Source organism: Saccharopolyspora sp. NPDC000995 (assembly GCF_053599315.1).
In genome coordinates this window covers 24,473-33,869 of the sequence record NZ_JBSFLZ010000082.1, presented here as the reverse complement: position 1 = coordinate 33,869, position 9,397 = coordinate 24,473, and the positions used below count along the sequence as shown (strand labels likewise).

Below are 9,397 nucleotides of genomic sequence, written 5' to 3'. Positions count from 1 at the left end.
GGTGTCGACCCGACCAAACCAAGATGATCAAATACCAGAACATGACGACCAGGCCGAGTTGATCAACCCTCATGTGCGGAATGCCCGGCTAGCGGAGTTCGTCGAGCGTGACCGGGAGCGCGGCCGTGGAGCCGTCCGGATGCTCAATGGCGACTTGCACGGTGTCGCCGGGTTTGAACTGGGCCAGCACCCGGTTCAGGTCGCTCGTGTTCGGCGTAGGGGTGCTGTTGACCGCGGTGATCACGTCGTCGGAGCGAATGCCGGCTCTGTCCGCCGCACCACCCGGTTGTACTTGGACCACTCCGACGCCAAACGGCTGCTTGTTCGCGTCAAGCACCGTGCGAACCACGACGTCGAGTGCGGCACGCCCTGCGGTGGTCACTGCGCCCGTCTTGATGATCTGGTCCGCAATACTGGTCACCGTTGCGCTGGGAATCGCGAAACCGATACCGGGAGCTGCGGCACCGCCGAGTTCCGGATCGGTGGCGGCCAAGGTTGGAATACCGATCACCTCCCCAGTCAGGTTGACCAGTGCACCTCCGCTGTTGCCCGGGTTGATCGCTGCGGAGGTCTGGATGGCGTTGACGATGGTGGCCCCCGGGGACCCTCCGCCCTGTGGTTCGCTGACCGTCCGGCCGACCGCCGAGACGATGCCCTCGGTGACGCTGGCTGAGAGCCCCAGCGGGTTGCCCATGGCCAAGACGATCTCGCCCGGCCGCAAGCTGCTGGAGTCGCCGAAGTTCGCCGGTTGGAGTCCGTTCGCGTCGTCGACCCTGACCACCGCGAGGTCACTGGGCGGATAGCTCGTCACCAGGTGAGCGGTGCGCACCTGGTTGTTGTTGGCCAGGGTCACCTGGAACTGTCGTGCGGTTCCAATGACGTGGGCGTTGGTGACGATGTTGCCCGCAGTGTCGTACACGACGCCCGAGCCCAGCCCCTCACTGGTGCGGATCTGCACGACCGAAGGCAGGACGTGCTGCACCGTCGACTCGAAGCCCTGCTCCAGCGACGAGAGCTGGCCGGGCGGTGCCACCGTCGAGGGTGGGCTGGGCGGTGTGGGCGTGCTGGACGGTGCGAGCGGATTCGACGTGCACGCCACCACAGCGAACCCGACCGTCGCGGTCACCGCGGTGGCGCGCAAGCCACACCACCAACCTCGCGAAACCCCCACCGCTGGAGCGTAACCATCCGAGGGCTCAACCCGCATTCCCGCAGGCAAACCGCAGCAGAACCGAACACCACGAACAGGCTCGACGCGCCGCGACCTGGATCAGGTCCTCGGGTAGTCCTGCTTCGACGGCGAGTCGGATGGCCAGGATCGTGGTCAACGGTGTTTGGCGCGGGAATTTGATGACCACCGGGCAGCGCGTGGCGAGGGCGACCGTGCGCGTGATCAGAGGTGGACCGTCGGGTCGTCGCCACCGATCTCGGTTTGCACACAGCGATCGGCGGCGACGCTCGACGACATCCGGACGAGCTCTGCGAGCTGGTCGCCGGCGGGGCCTGCTCGGTTGGCTTGCCGAACGCAAGGACCTTCGTTCCTCGGTAATCACCTCGATCAGCTGGGGCGCAGGCGGCAGCATGCTCGTGGGCGTCTCGCCGACCTGCTTTGAGGGGCTCCCGTCAGCTCATGTTGTGAGGAGGGCTCACCTCCGGTCGGTCACTGTTCAGGGGGTTTCGTCGACGTGGTGGTCGAAGATGAACATGTGGCCTGCGTAGTGGGTGATCACGTATTCGGCACCGGAGTTGGGCAGCACTAGCTGTGGGGTGACTCCGCATGCCCAGAACATCGGGACCGCGTCGGGTTCGAGTCGTGGTGGTGGCCCGAAGTCCGGTGTGGACAGATCCGCGATGCCGAGGCTTGCTGGGTCTCCGATGTGCACTGGGGCCCCGTGGCCGGTGCGGTAGCGGGAGGTCACCTCCACCGCGCGCGCCACCAGATGACTCGGGAGTGCCCGCATGCTCACTACGAGCGCACCCGAGAGGTGGCCTGCCGGGTGGGTGGGCCGGTCGGTCACGTACACCGGTGGTGCCATCGAATCCGCCGCGTGTGGCACCGGGACTCCTGCGGTGCGCAACGGCCCTTCCCAGGTGTGGCTGCAGCCGAGGAGGAAACCGACGGAGTCGTCCCGCCAGTATGCGGTGATCTCCGTCGGTTCGGCGACGAGTTCGCCGCGTTGCCACACCCGGTAGCGTGGCAGCGTGGTGCGCAGGTCGGCTTCGGTCCGGCCGAGCCGGATGACTGGGTCTCCCGGGTCGGTCACTGCGATCACCGGACAAGGCTTGGGATTCCGGTTGCAGTACAACAGGAAGTCGAAGGCCAGATCCAGTGGGACGACGGCGAGGTTGGCCTGCTGGTAGCCGTCGAGGACCCCGGCGGTGGGGCCGGTCCAGCTGCCGGCGGCGATCAACTGGCGGAGCTCCTGCGGGCTGGCGGGAGCGCTCATGCGGCGAGCTCCGACCGTGCGGTTTCGCGGACCGAGAGCAGCGACAGCAGCGCGATGGCGCACGCGCCGATGAGCAGCCAGCCGGGGGCGAGAAGGTTATCGGTGGTCGAGATCAGCCAGGTGGCGGCGTAGGGCATCAGCCCGCCGCCGAGGATGGTGCCGATGTTGAAGCTCAGCGACAGACCGGTGTAGCGCACGCGGGTGGGGAACTGCTCGGCGTAGGTGGGGTAGCCGACGGACTGGACGATGGGGAAGGGGATCGCGGCTACCACCATCGCGAGGAACGCGAGCCAGATGTTGTTGTGGTTCATCACCAGCATCATCGGCGTCACCAGGACCATGTAACCGACGAATCCGATGGTGAGCACGAACTTTCGGCCCTTGCGGTCGGACAGGCCGCCGTAGAGCGGCATCAGCAGCCCCATGCTGAGGTTGACGGCCATGATGATCCAGAAGACCGCGGTCTGGTTGTAGCCGAGGTTCTTGGTGAGGTAGATGTTCATGAACACCAAGCCGACCCAATAGCCGGCGTTCTGTCCGAACGACAGCCCGACGACCTTGGCCACCGCTGGCAAGTGTCCGGTCAGGACTTCTCGCAGCGGCGTCTTCACCAGTTCTTTGTTCTCCTTGGCGGCTTCGAACGCGTGGGTGTCTTCGATCTTCTTCCGCAGCACCAGCGAGAGCACGATCAGCGGGATCGAGCACAGGAACGGGATCCGCCAGCCCCAGTCCGACATCTGTTCTGGCGTCAGCACACTCGACACCACACCTGCGACGGTGGCTGCTGCCGCACCGCCCATTGCGACGCCCATCGGGGTGAAGCCGCCGAAGAAGCCGCGTCGGCCGGTCGGTGCGGATTCGGCGACGTATGCGGCTGCGCCGGTGACCTCGCCGCCGGCGAAAAATCCCTGCAACAGGCGGACGATGAGCAATGCGGCCGGTGCGAGCAGGCCGGCGGAGGTGTGGGTGGGAAGCAGGCCGGTGACTGCGGTGGCGCTGCCCATGCCGATGACCGTGAGCAGCAGGACTGCCTTGCGGCCGATCCGGTCACCGAGCCGGCCGAGGAGGATTCCGCCCAGCGGGCGGACCAGGAACGAGCTGCCGAAGACGGCCAGGGTGGATAGCAACGCCGCCGTTGTGTTGTTGCTGGGGAAGAACAGCGGGCTGATGGTGACCGCGAGGTAGCCGTAGACCCCGAACTCGTAGTACTCGATCGCGGTTCCGGTCATCGCGGCGATCGCGGCTTTGCGCGTGGTTTGTTGGCTCGTGCCGACTTGTGAGGTGTGGACTCCGGTGGAGGTGGACATCGATCACTCCAGCGTTTCAGGGTGTGCTCGGGCAGATCAGGAATTGATTCGGCGAGCTGTGCCGGTGCCGTGAGCTGAGACGGCTACCGCTCGACGACCGAGGAAGGGCTGGTCGGATACTTTCGTGCCCTAGCGATTTGCTTCGATCCTGGCACCGCAAGGCGCGGCGCCTGCGGTATCAAGAATTGGTTGGAATTCGTTGCCGGGAAGCCAATTTCATGGTGTGACCTTCGCTGGAAATGGGTTGGAAGCGCAATCCGATACCTGGTGGAGCCTGCGCCACCAGGTCCAGATCGCGCTCGACGACCGCGCCGATCACCGGGTATCCGCCGGTAACCGGATGGTCGGCCAGGAACACGATGGGTTCACCCGAGGGCGGCACCTGGATCGCGCCGCGCACCATGCCCTCGCTGGGCAGGTGGATTTTGCCGATTTGCAGGGGATCGCCCTGGAGTCGGACCCCGACCCGATTCGAATCTGCGGAGACCCGCCACCAGGTGGTGGTGAGCCGTTGTCGATCGGACCGTTCGAACAGTTCGTGTCGTGGACCCCACCGGAATCGCACGAGCGTGGTGGCCTGTGGGAGTCGGCTGATCGCCAACTCGACGGGAACCTGCGGGCACGGGGTGGCCGCACCGATGGCGAACTCATCGCCAGCGCGAAGCGGGTGCGGTCCGTGTCCGGCCAGCACGTCGTGCCCGGCACCGCCGAGCACGGGTTCGACCAGCAGACCACCGGAGATCGCAAGGTAGGTGCGCAGGCCGAAGCTGGGGCGTCCCAGCGACAGCACGTCTCCGGCGGTGAGCCGGAAGCGCGTCGGATCCGCCACCGGGCGGCCGTTGACCAGCGCGGGCACCGGTGCTCCGGTCAGCGCGACCACCCGGGCCGCGTCGAGCCGGATGCTCAACCCGCCGAAGGTGCATTCCAGTGCTGGGGTTCCGGGGAAATTGCCGACCAGCCGGTTGGCCAGTGCGAAGCTGGCCCGGTCGGCGGCACCGGATGGGCTGACCCCGAGGTGCGCGTAACCGGTCCGCCCCTTGTCCTGCACGGTGGTGAGGGGGCCTGGCGAGATGACGGACAAGCGCGCGGTGTCGTCCTTGGACGGAGCTGGCATGGATCGGGCAGCTGTCAACACGTCGTCACCACTCGGAAGGCCACTCGATCGCCGACTTCCAGCCGGTTCGGCGGGTCGTTGTCGGGGTTCCACAACCGCTGTTCGGTGTGACCGATCAAGTGCCAACCACCCGGCGTGCCGCCCGGGTACACGACGGTCTGGTTGCCGGCGATCGCCACGTACCCGGCCTCGATCCGGGTGCGCGGGCTGGTTCGGCGCGGTAGCGCCAGGACGTCCGGGCAGCCGTCGATGTAGGCGAATCCCGGTGCGAAACCGAAGAACCCCACGACGTGTTCGGCGGCGGCGTGTTCGCGAGTGACGTCAGCGACGCAGAGGCCGAGAGCATCGGCGACCTCGGTGAGGTCCGGGCCGTCGTAGTGCACTGGGATCTCGATCGTCCGGGGACGTCGGCCGGGCCCCGGACGATCGCAAGCTTCTTCTAGCAGTGAAACCAAAGCGCTGCCCAGCGCCTCCGTCCAGGCGCAGTCGATCGCGGTGACCAGGACGGTCTTCGCGGCCGGGACGACCTCGGCGACCTGTGATGCCCACGGCTGATCGTGGACGGCCGCGGCGATCGCGGTGGCGCCGCCGGAGGGCAGTTCCACCAGCCAGCCGCGGTCGCCGGCGCGCAACAGGCGGGTCGTGGTCGGCGAGGGGATGCGCTGGAGCATTGTCACCTCATCGAATGGGGACCAGTGAAACGTCTGCGGCGCGCAGCGCGGCGGTTACCGCGGCGGCGATTTCCACGGCACCTGCAGTGTCGCTGTGGAGGCACAGCGTGCCCGGGGACAACTCGACGTCCTCCCCGGTCACTGCGGTCACCTTCCCTTCTGTGGCCATCCGGACCGCGCGTGTGGCGGCTTCCTCTGGATCGGTCACCATCGCGCCAGATTGGCCGCGCGGCACCAGCAGCCCTTCGGCCGTGTAGCCGCGGTCGATGAAGCCTTCGGCCAGCGGCCGGATCCCGGCTTCCTCCGCCTGCCGCCATGTCTGCGTGCCGGGCTGGCACAACAGCGGGATCGATCGGTCGAATGAGGCGACTGCCTCCACGATCGCTGCCGCGTGCTCGCGGTGACGAGCCGAGGCGTTGTACAAGGCTCCGTGCGCCTTGACGTAGCCGATTCGACCGCCTGCGAGTTCGGCGAATACCCGCAGTGCGCCCATCTGGTAGAGCAGGTCGTTGACCAGGCTCGCTCGCGACACGTCCAGGAATCGCCGGCCGAAACCGGCGAGGTCCCGGTAGGACACCTGGGCGCCGATGGCCGCACCGCGCCGCACCGCCAGTTCGCAGGTGCGGCGCAGGATGTCGGGGTCGCCGGCGTGGAAACCGCAGGCCACGTTGGCCGCGCTGACCATCCCGAGGAGTGCCTCGTCGTCGGTGAACTGCCAGACACCGAAGCCTTCCCCGATGTCGGTGTTGACCGCGATCTCGGTCATGCCGCGATCCGGTCGGTCAGCCAGCGGCGGAAGCGGTCGGCGTGCACGACGGGATCGATGAGCAGCAGTGGTGTGCCCGCTTCATTGCCAGGCTCGATACGTACGTGCACGAACCACGGGCCCGGCTCGGCCAGGGCTCGCTGCAGCGCGTTGTCCAGTTCGGTGGTGTCCGCAGCCCGCAGGACCTGCAGCCCCACCGATTCCGCGATCGCGCCCAGGTCCAGTTTCTCCGCCTGGGTGGGGATACCGGCCGTTGACGCGTAGACCCCGTTGTCCAGCAACAGGATCACGAGATTGTCCTGGGAGAGGTACCCGGCGGTAGCTGCCGCGCCGAGGTTCATCAGAAGCGACCCGTCCCCGTCGACCACCACGCTGCGCGACACCTTGGTGTCGGCGATTCCCAGCGCGATGCCGGTGCCCACGGAAACCGTGAGTCCCATGGCGTCCAGCAGGTAGAGGTGGTTGTCCCGGTCGGCCACGGCGGCCAGTTCCCGGCTGGTGGCCGCGCAGGTCGCGGTCACCGGGAGGTCGGGGGTCCGGCCGGTGATCACGCGCAGGGCTTCGATGCGCTTCATGCGCGGCTCTCCTTGTCGTTGAAGTCGAAGAATTCCATCAGGACCACGACGGGGCGGTAGGTCATCCGGGCGTGCTTGCCGGCCTCGGTCACGGTCGCCTGCCAGTCTTCCGGGGAGTTGCGCCGGTCGAGCCCGAAGACGGGGATGCTCGCGGCACGCAGGATGTCGGGCACTGGGGCGGAGATCGAGTGGATCATCGAGTTGTACTCGCCGAGCCCACCGCGGGTGTTGGCCAGGATGAGCATCGGCAGGTGATAGGACGTGGCGAACGTGGTCAGCGCGGTGAGCGCGTTGCCGAAGCCGTTGTCCTGCATCACGATCACGCCGAACTTGCCGGCCAGTGGGAGCGCGCCGATGACACCGACGGCCTCTTCTTCGCGCGACACGGGAAAAACACGGGTGCCCGGGCCGGCGTTGTCGATGAGTCCGTTGATGATTCCGGCGATGCTGTTGCTGGGCACGTAGGCCACGGCGTCGGGATCCATCCCGAGTACCGCTTCGACCACGTTCTTGTGGCGTTGTTGCGTCGTCGTACTCATGCAGCTGCTTTCTCTCGAGGTCGGGGGTGGGCGTGGTCGCGGACCGGCGACCGCGCAACTGGTGTGACCTGACTCAGGTCGACCGCCGCTACAGGGCAGCGATGATGCGCCGGAGACCTTCGGTCAGGTCTTCCAGCGGGCACGCGTAGGACACGCGGAACGAGTGCGTCCCGCCGTGCGGGTCGAAGGCGGTCCCGGGAACCACGGCGACGTGGTGTTCATCGAGCAGGCGCACTGCGAGTTCTTCTGCCGGTTCGGCGGTTTCCGGGTCGTAGCTGAGGTAGAGGTAGAAGGCGCCGTCGGGGGAGGCCACGCGCAGCTTGTCGGTACCGGAGACCACTTGCAGCGCTGCGTTGCGCCGGGCCTCGAAGGACTGGCGCATGGATTCCGCCTCGTCGCGGGCCGAGCGCAGCGCCGCAGCGCCGCCGTCCTGGATGAACGTGGTGGAGCAGACGGTGGTGTACTGCCGGACCCGCAGGGCGGGTGCGATCAGCTCGGCCGGACCGGCCAGCCAACCCAACCGCCAGCCGTCCATCGCGAACGCCTTGGCGAACCCGCCGACCGACAGCGTTCGCGGTCGGAGTTGTTCGTAGGACGCGGGCGAGACGTGTTCGACCTGGTAGACGAGGTCGGCGTAGATCTCGTCGGACAGCAGCAGTGCGTCGGTGGAACGCAGCATCTCAGCGATGGCGTCCACATCGGACTTGCTGGCCACGGTTCCGGTCGGGTTGTTCGGCGTGCACAGCACGACCATCCGGGTGTCCTCGCTGATCGCGGCGCTCAGCGCCCCCAAGTCGAGCTGGTAACCGTTGGCGGCATCCAGCGGCACCTCCACCGGTGTCGCACCCGCCAACCGGATGCAGGACTGGTAGTGGGCCCAGGCCGGAACGGGCACCACGACTTCGTCGCCGGGCCCGCAGAACGCCATGATCGCGAGGAACACCGCCTCGTTGGCACCCACGGTGACGATGATCTCGCCGTTGGGCTGGTACTGGATGTGGCGCTTGTCCGCGAGGTATTCGGAGATCGCGGCGCGCAGGTCCGGGGTCCCGGCGTTCGGCGCGTAATGCACCTTGCCGCTGTCCAGGGCGTCGATCGTCGCCTGCTTGGCCACGGCCGGGCTGTCGAAGTCGGGGCGGCCGATTTCGAAGTGGTAGATCTTTTGCCCGTCGGCTTCCAGTTTCGCGGCGCGGTCGAATATCGCCCTGATCGGCGAAGGCTTGATGGCTGCCAAGCGGTCTGCCGGGCGGGCGAATGCGCGGGTCATCAGTGTTGCTCCAGGACGGTTTCGGGGTGTTCGGCCCGGTCGTGCCAGGCGATGCGCAGGCCCTGCTGACCACCGTCGATATGGGCGTGGATCTGGTCGGCGAGCGTGGTGGCGTCGCCGTCGGCGAGCGCGGCGACCATCGCCTTGTGCTCGGCCTGCACGCGGTCGAGCGCATGGGTGCTGTGCACGTAGAACCGGGAGTAGGGCTCGAGCTGGTGGTAGAGCCGGGAGATCACCTCGTAGCGCATCGGCAATCCGGCCAGCCTGTACATGTCGAGGTGGAACGCGAAGTTCACCCTCGACCAGGCCTCGCTGCCGAGCTCGTCGATGCGGTCCATCTGTTCGGTCATCGACCGCAGCCGGCCGACGTCGGCGCGCGAGGATCGCTGCACCACATGTTCGGCGAAGCTTGGCTCGACGAGCTTTCGCAGGTCGTAGATTTCGTCGATCTCGGCGAGGTCCAGTTCGGTGACGAAGGTGCCGCGCCCAGGCGGGCTCTGCACCAGGCCCTCGCCGACCAGGGTCCGGATCGCTTCCCGCAGCGGGATCCGGCTGACCCCGAAGCGGGCCGCGAGCTCCTCGTGGACCAGCCGGTGTCCGGGCGGGAAGACGCCGTTGACGATGGCCGCGCGCAGCTCGTCGGCTATGTCGTTGGGGTTGCGCGGGGAACCTCTCCGCAGGGTGTGGTCAGCAGCCATGCGATCTGTATAC

General features: G+C 67.2%; 11 protein-coding genes. All 11 read right to left on the bottom strand.

Annotated elements, in window-relative coordinates; genetic code table 11:
* Nucleotides 1-88: 88 nt before the first annotated feature.
* Entirely contained in the window at nt 89-1,141 is a 1,053-nt protein-coding gene (locus ACWDKQ_RS23955; RefSeq protein WP_450140987.1) for a S1C family serine protease, read from the bottom strand.
* Between the two features lie 55 nt (nt 1,142-1,196).
* Entirely contained in the window at nt 1,197-1,583 is a 387-nt protein-coding gene (locus tag ACWDKQ_RS23950) for an aldehyde dehydrogenase family protein (protein WP_450140986.1), read from the bottom strand.
* A gap of 84 nt (nt 1,584-1,667) precedes the next feature.
* A complete protein-coding gene (locus ACWDKQ_RS23945; protein ID WP_450140985.1) occupies nt 1,668-2,447 on the bottom strand; it encodes a putative hydro-lyase in 780 nt (259 codons plus the stop codon).
* Nucleotides 2,444-3,754, bottom strand: coding sequence for an MFS transporter (locus tag ACWDKQ_RS23940; RefSeq protein WP_450140984.1), 1,311 nt, complete (start codon nt 3,752-3,754; stop codon nt 2,444-2,446). Before ACWDKQ_RS23940 ends, ACWDKQ_RS23945 begins: the two co-directional genes overlap by 4 nt.
* 178 nt (nt 3,755-3,932) lie before the next feature.
* Nucleotides 3,933-4,868, bottom strand: a complete 936-nt coding sequence (locus tag ACWDKQ_RS23935) for a 5-oxoprolinase subunit C family protein (protein ID WP_450140983.1) — start codon at nt 4,866-4,868, stop codon at nt 3,933-3,935.
* A 14-nt stretch (nt 4,869-4,882) separates the two neighbouring features.
* On the bottom strand, nt 4,883-5,539 hold the full coding sequence (locus tag ACWDKQ_RS23930) for a 5-oxoprolinase subunit B family protein (RefSeq protein ID WP_450140982.1): 657 nt from the start codon (nt 5,537-5,539) through the stop codon (nt 4,883-4,885).
* 7 nt (nt 5,540-5,546) lie between these two features.
* Nucleotides 5,547-6,305: a LamB/YcsF family protein gene (locus tag ACWDKQ_RS23925; protein ID WP_450140981.1), complete on the bottom strand. Its 759-nt coding sequence runs from the start codon at nt 6,303-6,305 to the stop codon at nt 5,547-5,549.
* Entirely contained in the window at nt 6,302-6,880 is a 579-nt protein-coding gene (locus tag ACWDKQ_RS23920) for a thiamine pyrophosphate-dependent enzyme (RefSeq protein ID WP_450140980.1), read from the bottom strand. The genes ACWDKQ_RS23925 and ACWDKQ_RS23920 overlap by 4 nt, the downstream gene beginning before the upstream one ends.
* Nucleotides 6,877-7,419, bottom strand: a complete 543-nt coding sequence (locus ACWDKQ_RS23915) for a thiamine pyrophosphate-binding protein (protein WP_450140979.1) — start codon at nt 7,417-7,419, stop codon at nt 6,877-6,879. The genes ACWDKQ_RS23920 and ACWDKQ_RS23915 overlap by 4 nt, the downstream gene beginning before the upstream one ends.
* Before the next feature lie 88 nt (nt 7,420-7,507).
* Complete coding sequence (locus tag ACWDKQ_RS23910; RefSeq protein WP_450140978.1) at nt 7,508-8,686, bottom strand: pyridoxal phosphate-dependent aminotransferase; 1,179 nt, start codon at nt 8,684-8,686, stop codon at nt 7,508-7,510.
* Nucleotides 8,686-9,384, bottom strand: a complete 699-nt coding sequence (locus tag ACWDKQ_RS23905; RefSeq protein WP_450140977.1) for a GntR family transcriptional regulator — start codon at nt 9,382-9,384, stop codon at nt 8,686-8,688. The genes ACWDKQ_RS23910 and ACWDKQ_RS23905 overlap by 1 nt, the downstream gene beginning before the upstream one ends.
* Between the last annotated feature and the right edge of the window lie 13 nt (nt 9,385-9,397).